This is a genomic window from Rhodococcus coprophilus NBRC 100603 (assembly GCF_001895045.1).
GTDB classification, from domain to species: Bacteria; Actinomycetota; Actinomycetes; order Mycobacteriales; family Mycobacteriaceae; genus Rhodococcus; species Rhodococcus coprophilus.
This window is the reverse complement of the sequence record NZ_BDAM01000011.1, coordinates 187,659-203,279: the sequence shown is the minus strand read 5'-3', so window position 1 is coordinate 203,279 and position 15,621 is coordinate 187,659. Positions and strand designations below refer to the sequence as shown.

19 protein-coding genes and 4 tRNA genes are annotated in these 15,621 nt (G+C 67.5%); 6 read left to right on the top strand and 17 right to left on the bottom strand.

Features of this window, described 5'->3' with window-relative positions; translation table 11 throughout:
- Nucleotides 1–23 precede the first annotated feature (23 nt).
- The 8 genes from secE to RDCOP1_RS19535 form a co-directional block, all read right to left on the bottom strand.
- Nucleotides 24–455, bottom strand: a complete 432-nt coding sequence (secE, locus tag RDCOP1_RS19570; RefSeq protein ID WP_072704407.1) for a preprotein translocase subunit SecE — start codon at nt 453–455, stop codon at nt 24–26.
- A 32-nt stretch (nt 456–487) separates the two neighbouring features.
- Nucleotides 488–560: transfer RNA gene (locus RDCOP1_RS19565), tRNA-Trp, on the bottom strand.
- Between the two features lie 178 nt (nt 561–738).
- The gene (gene hadB / locus RDCOP1_RS19560) at nt 739–1,164 is read right to left on the bottom strand and encodes a (3R)-hydroxyacyl-ACP dehydratase subunit HadB (RefSeq protein WP_072704405.1); all 426 of its coding nucleotides are present in this window, start codon (nt 1,162–1,164) and stop codon (nt 739–741) included.
- The gene (gene hadA, locus RDCOP1_RS19555) at nt 1,151–1,723 is read right to left on the bottom strand and encodes a (3R)-hydroxyacyl-ACP dehydratase subunit HadA (RefSeq protein WP_072704402.1); all 573 of its coding nucleotides are present in this window, start codon (nt 1,721–1,723) and stop codon (nt 1,151–1,153) included. Before hadA ends, hadB begins: the two co-directional genes overlap by 14 nt.
- A gap of 89 nt (nt 1,724–1,812) precedes the next feature.
- Nucleotides 1,813–1,980: a 50S ribosomal protein L33 gene (gene rpmG / locus RDCOP1_RS19550; RefSeq protein ID WP_003941903.1), complete on the bottom strand. Its 168-nt coding sequence runs from the start codon at nt 1,978–1,980 to the stop codon at nt 1,813–1,815.
- A gap of 57 nt (nt 1,981–2,037) precedes the next feature.
- Nucleotides 2,038–2,113, bottom strand: a tRNA-Met gene (locus RDCOP1_RS19545).
- Nucleotides 2,114–2,156: 43 nt separating this feature from the next.
- Nucleotides 2,157–2,229: transfer RNA gene (locus RDCOP1_RS19540), tRNA-Thr, on the bottom strand.
- A 244-nt stretch (nt 2,230–2,473) separates the two neighbouring features.
- Nucleotides 2,474–2,559, bottom strand: a tRNA-Tyr gene (locus RDCOP1_RS19535).
- A 148-nt stretch (nt 2,560–2,707) separates the two neighbouring features.
- Between RDCOP1_RS19535 and RDCOP1_RS19530 the strand changes: the two genes are divergently transcribed.
- Entirely contained in the window at nt 2,708–3,199 is a 492-nt protein-coding gene (locus tag RDCOP1_RS19530) for a YajQ family cyclic di-GMP-binding protein (protein WP_072704708.1), read from the top strand.
- A gap of 85 nt (nt 3,200–3,284) precedes the next feature.
- Here the strand turns inward: RDCOP1_RS19530 and htpX are convergent, their stop codons facing one another.
- On the bottom strand, nt 3,285–4,145 hold the full coding sequence (htpX, locus tag RDCOP1_RS19525; RefSeq protein WP_072704399.1) for a zinc metalloprotease HtpX: 861 nt from the start codon (nt 4,143–4,145) through the stop codon (nt 3,285–3,287).
- 120 nt (nt 4,146–4,265) lie between these two features.
- The gene (locus tag RDCOP1_RS19520) at nt 4,266–5,312 is read right to left on the bottom strand and encodes a polyprenyl synthetase family protein (protein ID WP_072704396.1); all 1,047 of its coding nucleotides are present in this window, start codon (nt 5,310–5,312) and stop codon (nt 4,266–4,268) included.
- Nucleotides 5,313–5,424: 112 nt separating this feature from the next.
- Between RDCOP1_RS19520 and RDCOP1_RS19515 the strand changes: the two genes are divergently transcribed.
- Nucleotides 5,425–6,696 carry a geranylgeranyl reductase family protein gene (locus RDCOP1_RS19515; protein WP_072704392.1) on the top strand — a complete coding sequence of 424 codons (1,272 nt, stop codon included), beginning with the start codon at nt 5,425–5,427 and terminating at the stop codon, nt 6,694–6,696.
- A gap of 27 nt (nt 6,697–6,723) precedes the next feature.
- Here RDCOP1_RS19515 and RDCOP1_RS19510 read toward each other — a convergent pair whose 3' ends face one another.
- The 3 genes from RDCOP1_RS19510 to menD are packed head-to-tail and all read right to left on the bottom strand — an operon-like array spanning nt 6,724 to nt 9,546.
- The gene (locus RDCOP1_RS19510) at nt 6,724–7,422 is read right to left on the bottom strand and encodes a demethylmenaquinone methyltransferase (RefSeq protein ID WP_072704389.1); all 699 of its coding nucleotides are present in this window, start codon (nt 7,420–7,422) and stop codon (nt 6,724–6,726) included.
- A 52-nt stretch (nt 7,423–7,474) separates the two neighbouring features.
- Complete coding sequence (locus RDCOP1_RS19505) at nt 7,475–7,930, bottom strand: DUF3592 domain-containing protein (RefSeq protein WP_072704387.1); 456 nt, start codon at nt 7,928–7,930, stop codon at nt 7,475–7,477.
- Nucleotides 7,927–9,546, bottom strand: coding sequence for a 2-succinyl-5-enolpyruvyl-6-hydroxy-3-cyclohexene-1-carboxylic-acid synthase (menD, locus tag RDCOP1_RS19500; RefSeq protein WP_072704384.1), 1,620 nt, complete (start codon nt 9,544–9,546; stop codon nt 7,927–7,929). Before menD ends, RDCOP1_RS19505 begins: the two co-directional genes overlap by 4 nt.
- Before the next feature lie 118 nt (nt 9,547–9,664).
- Here menD and RDCOP1_RS19495 point away from each other — a divergent pair, with 118 nt between their 5' ends.
- Nucleotides 9,665–10,252: a flavin reductase family protein gene (locus RDCOP1_RS19495; RefSeq protein WP_072704381.1), complete on the top strand. Its 588-nt coding sequence runs from the start codon at nt 9,665–9,667 to the stop codon at nt 10,250–10,252.
- Between the two features lie 73 nt (nt 10,253–10,325).
- Complete coding sequence (locus RDCOP1_RS19490) at nt 10,326–11,189, top strand: siderophore-interacting protein (protein ID WP_072704705.1); 864 nt, start codon at nt 10,326–10,328, stop codon at nt 11,187–11,189.
- Between the two features lie 96 nt (nt 11,190–11,285).
- Here the strand turns inward: RDCOP1_RS19490 and RDCOP1_RS19485 are convergent, their stop codons facing one another.
- The 3 genes from RDCOP1_RS19485 to RDCOP1_RS19475 form a co-directional block, all read right to left on the bottom strand.
- On the bottom strand, nt 11,286–11,726 hold the full coding sequence (locus tag RDCOP1_RS19485; protein WP_072704702.1) for a DUF6918 family protein: 441 nt from the start codon (nt 11,724–11,726) through the stop codon (nt 11,286–11,288).
- Nucleotides 11,727–11,812: 86 nt separating this feature from the next.
- Nucleotides 11,813–12,796 carry an o-succinylbenzoate synthase gene (locus RDCOP1_RS19480; protein WP_072704378.1) on the bottom strand — a complete coding sequence of 328 codons (984 nt, stop codon included), beginning with the start codon at nt 12,794–12,796 and terminating at the stop codon, nt 11,813–11,815.
- Nucleotides 12,793–13,476, bottom strand: coding sequence for a PaaI family thioesterase (locus tag RDCOP1_RS19475; protein WP_072704375.1), 684 nt, complete (start codon nt 13,474–13,476; stop codon nt 12,793–12,795). The genes RDCOP1_RS19480 and RDCOP1_RS19475 overlap by 4 nt, the downstream gene beginning before the upstream one ends.
- Nucleotides 13,477–13,539: 63 nt before the next feature.
- Between RDCOP1_RS19475 and RDCOP1_RS19470 the strand changes: the two genes are divergently transcribed.
- Nucleotides 13,540–14,433: a 1,4-dihydroxy-2-naphthoyl-CoA synthase gene (locus RDCOP1_RS19470; RefSeq protein WP_072704699.1), complete on the top strand. Its 894-nt coding sequence runs from the start codon at nt 13,540–13,542 to the stop codon at nt 14,431–14,433.
- Between the two features lie 90 nt (nt 14,434–14,523).
- Here the strand turns inward: RDCOP1_RS19470 and RDCOP1_RS19465 are convergent, their stop codons facing one another.
- Complete coding sequence (locus tag RDCOP1_RS19465) at nt 14,524–14,802, bottom strand: DUF4193 domain-containing protein (RefSeq protein WP_072704372.1); 279 nt, start codon at nt 14,800–14,802, stop codon at nt 14,524–14,526.
- A 285-nt stretch (nt 14,803–15,087) separates the two neighbouring features.
- On the opposite strand from RDCOP1_RS19465, the gene RDCOP1_RS19460 reads away from it, so the two are divergent.
- Nucleotides 15,088–15,492, top strand: coding sequence for a VOC family protein (locus RDCOP1_RS19460; RefSeq protein WP_072704368.1), 405 nt, complete (start codon nt 15,088–15,090; stop codon nt 15,490–15,492).
- Nucleotides 15,493–15,621: the final 129 nt, after the last annotated feature.

Sequence of the window (15,621 nt, the reverse complement as noted above, 5' to 3'; positions counted from 1 at the left end):
TCAAATTTGCAGGCGCGCGTGCGCTAGCCGAACAACCAGCTGACGCCCTGCACGAACGCCAGGTCCAATCCGAAGATGAACGCCGTCATCACAGCCACGAACACCACCACGACGATCGTGTAGGTGGTCAGCTGCTTGCGATTCGGCCAGATCACCTTGCGGAGTTCGGCGATCACCTCACGGAAGTAGCGGCGCAGGCGCTTGAAGAAGTTCTCGGGCTTGTCCCCGGAGCGTTCACCGGTCGCGACGGCGGACCTGGCACGGCGCGAACCGGCCTGATCGGAATCCTTGACGACGGAAACCCGTCCACCATCGGACGAGCCGCGAGCGACACGCTTGCCGCTCGGCCTCGCGACCGCAGAGGAATCGTCGGGGGTTGCGCCGGTTGCCGGTCCAGCGTCGCGGGAGGTGAACCCTCCGGTGTCGCTGAGGCGCTTACCGCGCTCCTCGCTCACATCGTTCCTCTCGGTCGCTGGCAGTCCGGGGGCAGGGGCGACAGGACTTGAACCTGCAACCTGCGGTTTTGGAGACCGCTGCTCTGCCAATTGAGCTACGCCCCTTTGGTCGATCCTCGGTGTCTCGTGCGAGAACCTTGTCGATCGACCCATCTGCGATCACATGACACGCGCGCCACCCCATCGGCTTGTACGAGCACCGAAGAGCAGCGCGCTGCGCTATACGATCCCAGAAGCTTTAGTGTACTGCATTGCCCCGGAACAAACCCAATCCGCCCGGCCGTCAGGCCAGGCGAACCGTTGCCGTAGCCCGTCCGAAGATCTTACGACCTTCCGACTTCGCCACGATCGCGACCACTGCTGTCTTGCTTTCCGGGTCCAACGACTTGATCTTGCCGTTGAACTCGATCGCGGCGGCCGTGTCGGCCTCCACAAATACCGGACTGGTGAAGCGAACGTTGTATTCCTTCACCGCACCGGGGTCTCCCAGCCACTCCGTGACGAAGCCGGCTCCGATGCCCATGGAGAGCATGCCGTGACCGACGACGCCGCGCAAGCCGGCAAGTTCTGCGACGTTGTCGCTCCAGTGGATCGGGTTCGGATCACCCGAGACACCGGCATAGTTGACGAGATTTCCGCGCGTGAGCGTTACGACCTTGGTGGGGAGTTCGTCCCCGACCACGACGTCTTCGAAACTACGAAGGCTCATGCATCATCACATCCTTGACCGCGTGCGCAATATTGGCGTCGACCTCGCCACCGGTCCGACCCACCAGGGTGGTCCACGACGTCAGCACCAGATTGTCGAACTGATCGGTGATGATGTTCTTCGTGGTGATGATGTCGCTGCCGGCCACCTGGCGGAAGTCCTCCAGGTACACATCGCAGAACAAGCGGTCGCCCACCTGGATGGGCCGGTGGAAGACGAGCCGCTGATCGGTCTGCATGATCTGGCTGAGGTCGTAACCCGTGACGACTTCCTCGAACAGCTTGCGCTGCGCGATCATGCCGACGATCGAGACGAACGTGAGCGGCGCGATCAAGCCGTCGTAGCCGAGGCCCTTCGCGGCCTGTTCGTCGTAGTGCGCAGGATGTCCGTCGAGCACCGCGCGGGCGTACTCGCGAATCTTCTCGCGACCGACCTCGTAGAAGTCGTCCACACGGTAGTGGTGTCCGACCATGGACTTCGCATGCGCGGCGACATCGAACTGGATCCCGGCCTGTTCGGTCACGTCCACAGAGTCATCGGATACGAGTGCGTCCGTCATACGCAAAAACCTCCGCAATTCCGCCCAGGACGCCAACAGGCGCGGTCGGTATTGCGGAGACCTTACGCGTCGACGTCTATCGGATCAGGCTACTTCGACTCGCGGTGCGACTGATGCGTACCGCAGTTCGGGCAGAACTTCTTCAGTTCGAGCCGATCGGGGTCGTTGCGACGGTTCTTCTTGGTGATGTAGTTGCGGTGCTTGCACACCTCGCAGGCCAAGGTGATCTTCGGCCGGACGTCTGTAGAGGAGGCCACGGGATGCCTTCTTTCGGTTAAATCTGATCAGGATCGATCAGGTGGTTCATTCAACTTTGGTAGCGATGGCCGGACTTGAACCGGCGACACAACGATTATGAGTCGTTTGCTCTACCAACTGAGCTACACCGCCTCGGTGTCATGTGCCGCACGGAATAAAGGCACACAATCCAGCGAGCCCCCTGACGGAATCGAACCGTCGACCTTTTCCTTACCATGGAAACGCTCTGCCGACTGAGCTAAGGGGGCGCGGCCACGTGAAGCATCTCTGCTCGCTGCGGCCTCCAAAAGATTACACACACTCGCCCTCAGCACAAAATCAGCAGGTAGTGGCACTAAAAGGACGATCTTGCACGGCACTCCGCGCAGCCCTCCACGTTCGCTTTCCCTCGGCCGGCGGTGCGTTTCCGGCCGTCGCGCAGGCCGACCGGAGCACCGCCGAAAACGTCCCCGGAACACACGACAGCCCCGGTTCCGAAGAACCGGGGCTGTGTGGTGGCAGGTGTAGGATTCGAACCTACGTAGGCGTAAGCCGACGGATTTACAGTCCGCTCCCATTGGCCGCTCGGGCAACCTGCCGGGTGCTTTCGGGACCGTGTCCCTGATGCGCTTGGAAGAATACAACGCATACCCCCCTGAAATGCAAACCGGGTGGTTACGGGCGCGAACGACCCGATAGCGTCGGCATGACAACCCCCGTACAGACCGATCCGAAGTGGAGACAGACGTGGCTGATTCGTCGTTCGATGTGGTGAGCAAGGTCGACCGTCAGGAAGTGGACAACGCCCTGAACCAGACCGCGAAGGAGATTGCGACCCGCTTCGACTTCCGCAACACGGGCGCAAGCATCGAATGGTCCGGCGACGAGAGCATCGTGATCACCGCCGACACCGAAGATCGCGTGAAGGCGGCACTCGACGTGTTCAAGGAGAAGCTGATCCGGCGGGATCTGTCGCTCAAGTCGTTCGAGACCGGCGAACCGATGCAGTCGGGCAAGGTCTACAAGCTCACCGGCACACTCGTGCAGGGCATCAGCCAGGAGAATGCGAAGAAGATCACCAAGCTGATCCGCGACGAGGGACCCAAGGGCGTCAAGGCGCAGATCCAGGGCGACGAACTGCGCGTGAGCAGCAAGAAGCGCGACGACCTGCAGGCGATCATCGCGCTGCTCAAGAACGCCGACCTCGACGTCGCACTCCAGTTCGTCAACTACCGCTGAACCGCGTCCCGCAAGACACCGACACCGCCCGCGCGTCCAGCCGCGGGCGGTGTCGTATCCGGAGTGGCTTATCGGTTGCGGCGCATCACCGCAGGCCCGCCATCTTCTCGAGCCGGGCGATGCGCTCCTCCATAGGCGGGTGGGTGGAGAACAGCCTGCTCATCTTGTCACCGGCTCGGAAGGGGTTGGCGATCATCAGGTGCGACTGAGCGGCGAGTTGCGGCTCGGGCGGCAGCGGCGCGGCTTGCGTGCCCCGCTCGAGTTTGCGCAGCGCCGACGCCAGGGCCAGCGGATCGCCCGTCAGTTCGGCGCCTGACTGGTCCGCCTGATACTCCCGGGACCGCGACACCGCGAGCTTCACGACGGACGCGGCGATGGGCCCGAGCAACGAGACCAGCAGCAACGCGATCGGATTCGCCCCGCCCTCCCGGTTGCCGAACGCACCCGCGAAGAACGCGAAGTTGGCGAGACCGGAGATGACCGCGGCCATCGCGCCGGCAACGGACGAGATCAGGATGTCCCGGTTGTAGACGTGCGACAGCTCGTGGCCGAGGACGGCACGCAATTCACGCTCGTTCAGGATCTCGAGAATCCCGCTGGTGCAACACACTGCGGCGTTGCGCGGATTCCGTCCGGTGGCGAACGCGTTGGGCGCGTTGGTGGGACTGACGTACAACCTCGGCATCGGCTGGTGCGCGGCCGTCGCCAACTCGCGCACGATCCGGTAGATCACCGGTGCCTGCACCTCGGTGATGGGCTGCGCGTGCATCGAACGCAACGCCAGCTTGTCGCTGTTGAAGTACGCGTACCCGTTCACACCGACGGCGAGCACGACCGACAGCAACAGGATCGTCGAATTCTGGAACAACGCGCCGATGAAGACGATCAGCGCCGACATCCCCACCAGCAACCCCACCGTCTTGAGACGGTTCGCATAGCCGTGCACGTGACGCTCCTCCCCCCACCGTTGCCGGACGTGTTCGTACGGCGGTGGTCTGTTCGTCAGGTCAACGAACGGCGGGGCGTCCCGGTTCCAGCGGACGGGCCGGAGCGGAGCAGGGCGGGGTCAGCCCACCCGGGCGATGGTGAAGTCGACGAGCTGCCGCAGCGCCTCGTTGGCGGGCCCCTGGGGCAGCGCCGCGAGTTCGGTGTGCGCCCGCTGAGCGTAGGTCTCCAGCGTCCGCTTGGCGGCGTCCATGCCGGGCGACCGCACCAGAAGGTCGAGCGCCTCGGCGACGTCCGCCTCGTCCTCGATCGGCCCGACGAGCAGTTCGCGCAACCGGTCCGCCTCGGGCCCGCTCTCGCGCAGCGCATAGAGCACCGGCAGGGTGTGTACGCCCTCCCGGAGATCGGTACCGGGGGTCTTGCCCGACTCCGAGGTGGCCGAGGAGATGTCGATGATGTCGTCGACGATCTGGAACGCGGTGCCGACGGCATCGCCGAGTCGCTCGAGGCGCGCGACATGCTCCTCGTCGCCGCCGGAGAAGGTGCCGCCGAACCGTCCGCTCGCCGCGATCAGTGACCCGGTCTTCTCCCACACCACCCGCAGATAGTGCTCGACCTGGTCCTGTTCCTCGCGCGCACCGATGGTCTCGCGCATCTGACCGGTCACGAGTTCGGCGAACGTCTCGGCGATGATCTGCACCGCGGACGGACCGAGTGTGGAGACCAGCCGGGACGCATGGGCGAAGAGATAGTCGCCGGCGAGGATCGCGACGCTGTTGTTCCAGCGCACGTTCGCGCTCGGTGCGCCGCGTCGCATCGTCGCCTCGTCCATCACGTCGTCGTGGTACAGCGTCGCGAGGTGGACGAGTTCGACCACCGTCGCCGCGGTCACGACCGACGGATCGGCGGGGTTGGGGCCGAGTTGCGCGGTCAGGATCGTGAACAGGGGCCGGAACCGCTTGCCACCCGCCTTCGCGAGATGCAGCGCCGCCTCCGTCAGGAAGTCCTCGCCGTCCGACAACTCCTCGACGAGCAGCGCCTCGACGTTCGCGAGCCCGTCGCGCACGCTGGCCGCGAGATCCGGGTCGCCCAGTTCCACACCGGCAACGACTGTGTTCGAGACCGCATCGGCCGGACCGGCGGTCCGAGCCGCCCCCTCAGTGCTCACGATGACGTACCCATCCTCTTCTGTCGCCTCGGCCTCACGGTAGTGAACCTAGCCGCTCCACCACCACACCACCTCGTCGAGGCGCCGAAGTCGGTCCTGAGAGGATGGACATGTGGCGAGCGAAAACTCCGCGAGAGAGCCGCGGCAATCCCGGTCCTGCGTTCCCGACACTACCGATGTTCTCGTCGTCGGTGCCGGGCCCGCCGGTTCGTCGGCTGCGGCGTGGGCGGCCCGTGCCGGTCACGACGTGCTGTTGGTCGACTCCGCGACCTTCCCTCGCGACAAGACCTGCGGCGACGGGCTCACCCCGCGCGCGGTCGCGGAACTGGACCTGCTCGGCCTGGGTGACTGGTTGCGGACCCACACCGTCAACCGTGGGTTGCGCCTGGAGGGGTTCGGCGGCCGATTCGAATTGCCGTGGCCGGAATCCTCCTTCCCGTCGATGGGTAGCGCGGTGCCGCGTACGGAACTCGACGACCGGATCCGCCGGGTGGCTCTCGACTCCGGCGCCCACATGGTCGAAGGCGCCAAGGCCGTCGATGTCGAGCGTGACGCCGACCGGGTGACTTCCGTGATCTTCCGCACCGACGACGGGCCGCGCACGGTGTCGTGCCGGCGACTCGTGGTCGCCGACGGGGTGCGCTCGCCGCTCGGCAAGGTGCTCGGGCGCCGCTGGCACCGCGACACCGCCTACGGCGTCGCGGCCCGCGCTTATGCCACGTCGACGCGCAGCGACGATCCGTGGATCACCTCGCACCTCGAACTGCGTGACGACGCGGGAGCCCTTCAACCGGGCTACGGCTGGGTGTTCCCGCTGGGGACCGGCGAGGTCAACATCGGTGTGGGCACGCTCGCCACCGCCGCGCGTCCCGCACAGGGATCGCTGCGGCCGCTGATCGACCTCTACGCCGGCAAGCGCCGCGCCGAATGGGGACTGGGCGAGGTGACGCGGGTCGCGTCGGCGCTGCTGCCGATGGGCGGTGCCGTGTCGGGCGTGGCGGGCGGCAACTGGGCGCTCGTCGGGGACGCCGCCGCGTGCGTCAATCCTCTCAACGGTGAAGGTATCGACTACGGACTGGAGGGCGGTCGCCTTCTCGCCGAGGTCCTCGACAGCGACGACCTGACCACTGTGTGGCCGGCGTTGCTCCGCGAGCACTACGGCGCCGCCTTCTCGACCGCGCGACGGCTCGCCGGTCTGCTCACCGTGCCGAAGTTCCTGCCCACGACCGGGCCTGTCGCGATGCGGTCGCGCGCGATGATGAACGTCGCCGTGCGCGTGATGGGAAATCTGGTGACCGAGGAGGACACCGACATGGTGGCGAAGGTGTGGCGGACGAGCGGGCGGATGTCCATGCGCTGGGACCGCCGTCCCCTGTTCGCCTGACGAACCGCTCGCCTGACGCACCGCTCGCTAGCGCACCGCGCTGTGCAGCGCCGCGATTCCTCCGGTGAGGTTCCGCCACTTCACGTTGCGCCATCCGGCCTGCCCGATCCGCACCGCGAGTTCTTCCTGCGCGGGCCATTCCCTGATCGACTCGGCGAGGTAGACGTAGGCGTCGGGGTTGCTGCTCACGGCACGCGCGACGCGCGGCAGGGCGCGCATCAGGTATTCCATGTACACCGTGCGCAGCGGTTCCCGGACGGGGGTGGAGAACTCGCACACCACCAGGCGTCCGCCGGGCTTGACGACCCGCGCGATCTCACGGAGGCCGGCGTCGGGGTCGGCGACGTTGCGCAGGCCGAAGGAGATGGTCGCGGCGTCGAACACGTCGTCGGCGAACGGCAGATGCATCGCGTCGCCCGCGACCATCGGTACCTGACGAAAGGCTCCGGCGTCCAGCATGCCGGTGGAGAAGTCGGTGGCCACGACCCACGCTCCGGAGCGGCCGAGTTCGACGGTCGACACTCCGGTGCCGGCCGCGAGGTCGAGCACCCGCTCACCGGGCTTCAGGTCGAGCGCTGCCCGGGTGGCACGCCGCCATCCGCGGTCCTGGCCGAACGACAGGACGGTGTTGGTGAGGTCGTAGCGCGCTGCGACTCCGTCGAACATGGACGCGACCTCGCGCGGATCCTTGTCGAGGGACGCGCGCGATCCGTGAGTGTTTGCCACGGTCGAAACGTTACCCGGCCCCGAGCCGTCGGCGATCGAGGAGACCTCGTCGTCAGGACACCGCGCGTGGCGTCGCGCCGGTTCCCTGGCGTTGTTCGGTCGCGTCGGTGGCACGCCGCCGCAGGTATACGAGAACCGGGACCGCGATCGCCCACGTGACCACGATCACCGAGCCCGCGGGGACCAGTGCCACCCGGGCGTCGCGGCCGGTGACCCTGACCAGATCCGGATCGCTGCGCGCGTACTGCACGGCGATCCGCTGCCCCGTCGTCAGGCCCGTGGGATACAGCACGCCGAGTTCGGGATTGTGCGTCACACCGTCGGGGGTGACGAACGCGACCGCGGAACGGAGCGAGCCGGCGGACAGGACCTCGGCGGTCGCGGTACCCATGTCCTGCTCGATGGTCCTGTCGTTGCGGAGTGCCCCGAGGAACAGGGCGACCGCCAGTGCGGAGAGCGCGATGGCGACCGTGAGGACGGCGCGGCGCGCGCGTTCGGTTCCGGTCACAGCTGGGCCCGCACCGCCGCATGCAGTTCACGCAGGCCCGCCCGGTCGGTGATGACCTCGACGACCCGGATACCGCCCGCCGGGGCGGTGGTGTCGGCGAGGGCGGTTGCCAGGCCCTCCAGGTCCACGCGCTGGTGCGGGACGCGGTAGGCGCCGCACAGCGCTCCGAGGTCCATCCCGTGGGGAGTGCCGAAGACGCGTTCGAACACGCCCGCATATTGCGGGTCTCCCTGTTCGAGCAGTTCGAAGATGCCGCCGCCGTCGTCGTTCGCGACGACGATCGTGAGATTGCGGGGCCGGGGCTCCGACGGCCCGATGAGCAGTCCCGCCGCGTCGTGCAGGAAGGTGAGATCGCCGAGGAGAGCGACCGTGCGGCCGTCCGTGTATGCGAGCGCAGCGCCGACGGCGGTCGACACCGTCCCGTCGATGCCCGCGACTCCGCGGTTGGACAAGACGCGCACATTCGGCTTCGGATAGCTGACCAGCGCAGCGTCACGGACGGGGTTGGAGGCGCCGAGCAGCAACTGGTCGCCGTCTCTCATCGCGTCGGTGACCACTGCGGCGACATGCAGGCCGGTGGCCTTCGGATGCGCGTCGAGTTGTGCGCGCACCGCCTTGTCCGTGTGCGCCGACAGTTGCCGGCACCGCTCGAGCCAGGCCTCGTCCGGACCGCCGGAGATTTCCGCGCGGGTGCCGGTGGCGAGCACGTTGCCGGACACGTCGGGCCAGCGCGGGCCGGTGGTGAGGGCGTAGACCGCGACCGCCGGGTCTGCCAGCAGGTTCGACACCGGCCGGTGCAGCGTCGGACGGCCGGTGATGATCGCCTGCCGCGGCTTCAGGTGCGGCAGCGCCATCGGGTGCAGCGGTATCCCGTGCAGCGGTGCGGTCGGTTCTGCGACGGTGGGCAGGCCCGCGAGTTCCGGCCGGAGCGCCGAGCCGTGGCCCGAGACGACGACGGTGTCGGGAGTGAGGTCGATCTCGACCGGAACGTCGAGGGTCGCGTGCGCGGTGGTGGTCCACGCCTTGCCGTCGGGGCGCCCTTCCGGGGCGGAGCCTTTGTGATCCGGCGCGGGCACGAGCGGCTCGCGCAGCGGAATATCGAAGTGCACCGGACCGGCGTTCCCCGAGCGGGTGCCGCGCGCGGCGGCGAGCACGCGACTGACGGCGGACCGCCACGCACTGTTCTGGTCGGCGCTCTCGGCCAGTCCGAGGCTGATGGTCGCGCGGACCTGGGTCCCGAACAGCCCGAGCTGCTCGATCGTCTGGTTCGCACCCGACCCGAGCAGTTCGTAGGGACGATTCGCACTCAGAACGACCAGCGGCACTCGCGCGTAGTTCGCTTCCAGGACGGCGGGCGCGAGGTTCGCCACCGCGGTCCCGGAGGTCATGACGACGGGCACGGGCTGCTTCGACGACAGCGCGAGGCCGATCGCGAGAAACCCGGCCGTCCGCTCGTCGATCCGCATGTGGAGCCGGATCCGGCCCGCAGCGTCGGCCGCCTGCAGAGCGAACGCGAGCGGCGCGTTGCGCGAGCCCGGGCACAGCACGACGTCTCGGACACCGCCTCGGGCGAGTTCGTCGACGACTGCGGTGGCCTGGGTTGTGGACGGGTTCACGACGTCCAGGGTAGTGCGGCCCGGCGCGACGCCGGTTCTCCCCCGCGCTCCGCCCCGTGGCGCGCCGCGTTCCGGGACCGGCGCCGATCCAGGGGTCCATGACCACCACAATGGGGAGATGCGCACCGTCTACGACCCCGCAGATCTGAGCCCCGGACGCTTCTATCGGCTGCTCACCGCCACGATCGTGCCGCGTCCCATCGCGTGGGTCTCGACCGTCTCGGCGGACGGGGTCGCCAATGTCGCGCCGTACAGCTTCTTCACGGTGGCGAGCACCGCTCCGCCGGTCGTGCAGTTCACGTCGGTGGGTCGTAAGGACAGTCTCCGCAACATCGAGGAGAGCGGGGAGTTCGTGGTGAACATCGCGACGGTTCCGTTGATCGACCAGGTCAACGCGTCCTCGGCGAGTTTTCCGCGCGAGATCGACGAGTTCGCCGAGGTCGGGCTGCGGGCCGAGCCGAGCGAGCGCGTGCGTCCTCCGCGCGTCGCAGACTCTCCTGCGTCGATCGAATGCACGTTGCGACGGGTGATCGAAGTGGGCGACAGCTTCGTCGTCATGGGTGATGTCGTCGCGGTGACGGTGCGCAGCGAGGTGCTGGCCGAGGACGGGCTTCCGGATTTCGCGGCCCTCGCACCCCTGAGCAGGCTGGGCCGGACGGAATGGGGACTGACTCCCCCGGTGCGGTTGCTCGACCGCCCGAGCTGAACCCTCCCTTCACGACCGCGCGCGCCCTGAGGTTAGGGTCGGCTCAGTAATGGGCGGCACCGGAAGGGTGGTCATGGCCGAACGAACCGAGGCAGCGCGCAGGGTGACGAAACTCGTCAAACCCGCGACGCGCGAGGTCGTGCGCGCCCGCGTGCTGGCCACCGCGCGGATCAGTCCGACCTTCGTACGGGTCACCCTCGGTGGCGATGCGGTGTCGACCATCAGCCCGATGGGGTACGACCAGTGGTTCCGGATGTTCTTTCCCACTTCCGGCCGACGAACTTTCTCGCTGCCCTCGGCTACGGACGACCGCTGGTGGCCCGAGTACCAGGTGATCCCCGACGACGAGCGGCCCGTGCTGCGGAACTACACGTTTCGCCGCTTCCGCGCGGCCGGTTCCGGATCGTTCGGCGACACAGCGGAAATCGACGTCGACTTCGCCTCACACGGAGATCTGGGACCGGCGTCGGCGTGGGCGAACACCGTCACGCCGGGCGAGGAAGTCGGTGTGCTCGACGAAGGCATCCGCTACGTGCCCGACCCTGGTGCGCGCTGGCAGTTGCTGGTGGCCGACGAAAGCGCGCTGCCCGCGGTCGCGGGAATCCTCGAGTCGGTGCTGTCGGGGGATCCGGAGGCGTTGGTGGAGGTGTTCGCGGAGGTGCCGCATCCAGATGATCTCGCAGCCGAGCAACTGGCGACCGGCCCCAACGTGCGGGTGCATCCCGTGATCCGCGCCGACGCCGCTGTGCGACCGGGAGTGCCGGCCATCGAGGCCGTGCGAGCGGCGACTCTGCCCGCCCGACCGGGCTACGCGTACGTGGCCGGTGAATCCGATCTCGCCACCGGGATGCGCCGGCACCTCGTGCGTGAACGGAACTGGGACAAGACCCGCGTGACGTTCACGGGTTACTGGAAGTACGGCGAGCCCGTCTACTGACGGTTCCTCCGAAAAGCAGAACGTCGCGGTGCCGACCGGCCGGGGCCGGTGGTCACCGCGACGTTCGTCGGGTCGTCCGCAAAAAGTGCGAGCCGGTCAGCCCGCGTGCTTCTGGACGAGGTCGCCCAGGCGGGGCAGAGCCTCGATGACGTGCTTCTTGGCCGAAGGACGCAGCGAGTCGTAGACCTTCTTCACGGCGGTCTTGGACGAGCCGGCGATCTTCTCGTCGGTCACTCCGAGCAGCGCGTCGGCGACCGCGTCACCGCGAGCGGTGAGGAAGTCGGCGAACGAACCGGCACCGGCGTACTCGTTCCAGAACGGCTGGAGCCGCTCGACGAAGTCGGGCAGCAGGCTCTCGATCGCGCTGGGCACGACGGAGGGGCCGACCTTCTTCACTGCGGCGTACCCACCCTTGAGGGCGAGGCCCGAGGCACCCTTCTTGTCCGACACTTCTGCGTCGATCAGAGCTTCGACGTCGGTCTTGACCGCCGGAAACTTGTCAGGTCCGAGCAGAGCATCGTGCAGAGCTGCAACCACTTTCACTGCCTCCGTAAATGTGACACTTGGGACTGTTGGGACTGGGGGAACGATATACGACTCTGTAGCTGGTACATACTCGGCGTTCAGCCAAGCAGTGCACGGCACCGTCTCAGTCGCTCGAACCACCACAGCGCACGGTCCGGGGCGGCCCGGACCGCGTCGAGCATCTCGGGTTCCGGGGCAACCGCACCCACTGCCAGTGCGCCTCCGGACATGCGGCGCGGCACCGCGACATCGTCCGTGAAGAAGCCCCCGGTACCGAGGCCGCATGCGAACGGCAATTGAGGCAGAGCGGCTGCCGCAGCGAGTCCGGCGCTCATCCCTACCGCCGAGTCGAGAGCACTCGAAACCACCACTTCGACCCCCTGAGCTGCGAGTTCGTCGGCCAGTGCCAGCAGCGGCCGCACCCCACCGAGCGGAGCGACCTTGACCACGGCGACGTCCGCTCCACCGGCACGCACGACGCGCATCGGGTCCTCGGCTCTGCGGATGCTCTCGTCCGCGGCGATGCGCACGTCGGGTAACCGCTTCCGGACGGCGACGAGTTCGGGCACGGTCGCACACGGTTGTTCGGCGTACTCGAGCGGTGCGTCCGCGGCGAGAGCGGTCAGGGCGGTGACAGCCTCATCGACGGTCCATCCACCGTTGGCGTCCACGCGGACCACAGGCACCAGTTCGCGCACCGCCCTCACCCGCGCGAGGTCCTGGGCGAGATCCTGGCCGGGTTCGGCGACCTTCACCTTTGCGGTCCGTGCGCCGGGAAACCGGGCGAGCACGTCGGGAACACGGTCGGGACCGACTGCCGGGACGGTCGCGTTGACGGGGACCACCGACCGGAGCGCCGGAGGGAAGCCGGCCCATGCCGCTTCGATCGCCGATCGCAGCCAGTGCGCAGCCTCGTCGTCCTCGTATTCGGGGAACGCCCCGAACTCTCCCCAGCCGGCCGGCCCGCGCACCAGCAGAACCTCACGCCGGGTGATGCCCCGGAAGCGCACCCGCATGGGCAGCGAGACGACGACGGCGCTCTCGAGAAGCTCGTCGACGGACGGGAGGGCCGCAGCGGTCACTGCTGGCCGGGCAGAAGCTGGATCATCAGGGCCTCGGAGTCGGCGAGGAGATTGCCGTCGAGGTCGCGGAGTTCGGCCTTGCAGTAGGCCTTGCGTCCCTCGACCCGGTCGACCCATCCGTCGACCACGAGTTCCGTTTCGATCGGGGTGATCTTGCGGTAGTTGACGTGGAGGTATCCGGTGCGCGCGATCGGGCGGCCGTTGGCGTGGATGACCATGCCGAACAGGTCGTCGAACAGCAGCGGCAGCGTGCCACCGTGGGCGGCGCCGTTCCCGCCGAGGTGATAACGACGGAACATGCCGCGCTCGCGTACCCCGTCCTCGCCGAACTTCTCGATCTTCCACGGCAGCAGCAACGCACTGCCCCGACCGGGCAGCTCGACGTTGAAGCCCGCCGGCGACCTCCCCTCGGGCACCTCGTACGGCGCGAGGAGCTCGACGAGCGCCTCGGTCTGCTCGATCGCCCGGTCGATCACGTCGTCGGGAGCGTGGGTCGAGACCATGAGGTCCTGGAGGCGACGGAACGTTTCGACGAAGGTGCCGTAGTTCGGCCCGGCCTTCACCGGTTCGTAGACCGGGAAGCCTCCGTGGTGTTCGTAGTCGTCCCCTGCCCCGTCGGCGCTGATCTCTCGGTCGGCGCTGACGTTTCGGGCGGCGTCGGCGCCGGTCTGCTCGCTCATGTGATGCACGTTATCCGCCCCGCGGTCCCGGCGTGCGTCGGCACGGGCCTCTATGGTGACGACGTGACCTTCGATTCCCAGTTGTGGCGCCCGGTTCCCGGGTTCGAGAACCTGACCGACATCACCTACCACCGTCATGTCACGCAGGGCACCGTCCGTGTCGCGTTCGACAGGCCGGAGGTACGCAACGCCTTCCGGCCGCACACCGTGGACGAGCTCTATCGTGCGCTCGATCATGCGCGGATGACGTCGGACGTCGGTGTCGTCCTGCTGACGGGCAACGGCCCGAGTCCCAAGGACGGCGGATGGGCGTTCTGCTCCGGCGGAGATCAGCGCATCCGCGGACGCAGCGGCTATCAGTACGCGACCGGCGAGACCGCGGACACCGTCGACAAGGCCCGCGCGGGCAGGCTCCACATCCTCGAGGTGCAGCGCCTGATCCGTTTCATGCCCAAGGTCGTGATCGCGCTCGTCAACGGGTGGGCCGCCGGCGGTGGTCACAGCCTGCACGTCACGTGCGACCTGACCCTGGCGTCGCGCGAGCACGCGCGTTTCAAGCAGACCGACGCCGACGTGGGCAGCTTCGACGGTGGTTACGGCAGCGCTTACCTCGCGAAGATGGTCGGGCAGAAGTTCGCCCGCGAGATCTTCTTCCTCGGCGACACCTACTCTGCCGACGACATGCACCACATGGGTGCGGTCAACCGGGTGGTCGCGCACGACGAGCTCGAGACCGTCGCGCTGGAATGGGCGGAGAAGATCAACGGCAAGTCGCCCCAGGCACAGCGCATGCTCAAGTACGCGTTCAACCTCGCCGACGACGGTCTCGTCGGCCAGCAGTTGTTCGCGGGCGAGGCTACCCGCCTTGCATACATGACGGACGAGGCGGTCGAGGGCCGCGACAGCTTCCTCGAGAAGCGCGATCCGGACTGGTCCCCGTACCCCTGGTACTACTAGACCCCAGTACTACTGGAGCAAAGACGCGAGGCGGGCACCCCCTGTTCGGGAAGTGCCCGCCTCGTGTCCGTTCCAGGGACCGTTATGCGATCAGGCGCAATCGCGGCAGTATTCGCCGGTGCCGGGCGCCTTCCGGCTGTAGTGCTGAACGAGGAAGCAGCTCATGCAGGTGAACTCGTCGGATTGCTTCGGCAGTACGCGGACGGTCAGTTCTTCGCCGGACAGGTCGGCGCCGGGCAGATCGAACGACTCGAGAATCTCGGCCTCGTCCGCATCGGCTTTCTGGGTGGGTGTGAGCGCCAACTCGTCGAGGACGGTTCCTGCTCCGAGGACGTCTGTGGTGCGCGGGGAGTCGTAGTCGGTCTTCATGGCTCTCTCCTGGGGTCGTCCCGGTAACGGTCGTAGCTTGCGGTTGCTCTGCCGGGCCCTGTGGGCACCGCACTGCACCTGCGGACATGATGTCCCGTTTGTCGGTTCGCCAAACACCCCGCCCCCGTTACCGCCACGGGGTGTGCAATGCACCACACCTCGGCGCTGACCCCTCGAACGAGCCCGATCCGGGACAGTGGAGGCAGCCGTACCATCGCCGGTGGCAGACGACGCCCGGCAGGATTCGGCGCGAGACGACGCATCACCGACAGGAAGGCTTCCGACGTGGAGATACTCAGTAGCCGCACGATTCTTCGACCTCGCGACTACGCGGCCGCGCTGGAGTTCTACGGCAGGCAACTCGGCCTTGCCGTCGCGCGGGAGTACGCCGCCGGCACGGTGTTCTTCGCCGGCCAGTCGCTGATCGAGATCGCCGCACACGGCCGCGACGACGTGGACCAGACGTTCCAGGGCGCGCTGTGGCTCCAGGTCCGCGACGTGTACGAGTGCGAGGCCGAACTGACCCGCGACGGTGTGCCGATCGTCCGGGAGGCGCGCGAGGAGCCGTGGGGTCTGCACGAACTGTGGATCGAGGACCCGGATGGTGTGCCCATCGTGCTCGTGCAGATTCCAGCGGAACATCCCCTCCGACGCGACCTCCGCAAGCCTTCCGGCTCCGATCAAACCTGAACTACGGGTGATCTTGACCACATCGTCGGGCCGGATACCGCCCTCCTTGCACGTGGTCACCGCCGGGTGTCCGCATTCACCCGGCCGTCGCTGTACTTTCACGTGCCCGCTACCCCACAATTGGAAGAC

Coding starts and splice junctions, on each gene's coding strand:
- hadB (WP_072704405.1), bottom strand. CDS start 1,164: ATGAGCCTTCGTAGTTTCGAAGACGTCGTGGTCGGGGACGAACTCCCC.
- hadA (WP_072704402.1), bottom strand. CDS start 1,723: ATGACGGACGCACTCGTATCCGATGACTCTGTGGACGTGACCGAACAG.
- RDCOP1_RS19495 (WP_072704381.1), top strand. CDS start 9,665: ATGCGCACCGTCTACGACCCCGCAGATCTGAGCCCCGGACGCTTCTAT.
- RDCOP1_RS19490 (WP_072704705.1), top strand. CDS start 10,326: ATGGCCGAACGAACCGAGGCAGCGCGCAGGGTGACGAAACTCGTCAAA.
- RDCOP1_RS19475 (WP_072704375.1), bottom strand. CDS start 13,476: ATGAGCGAGCAGACCGGCGCCGACGCCGCCCGAAACGTCAGCGCCGAC.
- RDCOP1_RS19465 (WP_072704372.1), bottom strand. CDS start 14,802: ATGAAGACCGACTACGACTCCCCGCGCACCACAGACGTCCTCGGAGCA.